Genomic DNA, 1,190 nt, shown 5'->3' on the forward strand with positions numbered 1-1,190 from the left:
TCCGGCTCCAGCACCCCCAGCAGCGAAGGCACCACACTCGCCGAACGCACCCGCGCCGAAGCCACCAGCTCCCGCAACAACCCCGGCTCAGCCCGTTCGGCGGCGGTGGCCACTACCAGCACACCACCGCACGCCAGCGTCACCGCCACATCCAGCACCGACGCATCAAAATTGAACGAAGCGAACTGCAACACCGGAACACCAGGACCGACATCCATCAACGGACCGAACACCGACACCATGTTCGCCATCGCCGCATGCCCGACAGCCACACCCTTAGGCACACCCGTCGAACCCGACGTGTAAATGACGTACGCCAGACCCTCCGGCCCCACCCTGACATCAGGCGCACCCGCCTCAGCAGCCGCCAGCGCCGGATCATCCACCCACACCACAGACTCGGCCCCGACCGGCACGCCATCACGCCGGCCCACCACCACCCGGGCACCACTGTCAGCCACCATGAACGCCAGCCGCTCCACCGGCAGCTCAGGATCCAGCGGCACATACGCACCACCGGCCTTCCACACCGCCAGGATGGAAGCAACCATGTCCACCCCGCGCGGCAGACACAGACCCACCACCGACTCCGGACCGACACCCTGACCGATCAGGTGATGAGCAAGACGATTCGCCCGGGCATCCAGCTCCCCGTACGAAACCTCCACACCATCGAACACCACCGCAACCGCACCCGGCGAAGCCGCCACATGCGCCGCGAACAACTCCGGCACCATCACCGAAGCAACCTCAACCACCGTGTCATTCCACTCCGTCAGGAGCCGGAACCGCTCGTCCGCGTCAAGTACGTCGACGTCACTTACCCGGGTCCGCGAATCTGCGGCCACCGTCTCGAGAACCCGCCCCAGCCGCTGAGCGATCGAGTCGGCGGACACCGGTTCAAACAGGTCGGCCGACACGATCAGCGAACCACGCAGCCCAGCCGGCGCACCACCCTCGTCGAAGACCTCAGCCAGCGACACATCCAGGTCGAATTTGGCCACCACATCCATCTGCGCAGCCCTCTCCGCCTCCACAGGCCGGCGCGAGGACTCGGCAGCGAGCAGGTCGAGAACGGCCTCGCTGTTGTTCTGCAGGGTCAGCATCACCTGGAACAGCGGGTGGCGGGCCATCGAACGGGCCGGGGACAGCTCCTCCACCAGCTTCTCGAACGGCACGTCCTGATGCGC

1 protein-coding gene is annotated in these 1,190 nt (G+C 66.4%); it reads right to left on the reverse strand.

Annotation, left to right across the window (positions count from 1 at the left end):
* A partial coding sequence (locus tag ABT084_RS37905; RefSeq protein WP_351054413.1) for an AMP-binding protein occupies window positions 1–1,178 on the reverse strand: 1,178 nt, incomplete at its 3' end.
* Between the last annotated feature and the right edge of the window lie 12 nt (window positions 1,179–1,190).

It is taken from the genome of Streptomyces sp. NPDC002138, from assembly GCF_040296485.1.
Classification (GTDB): domain Bacteria; phylum Actinomycetota; class Actinomycetes; order Streptomycetales; family Streptomycetaceae; genus Streptomyces.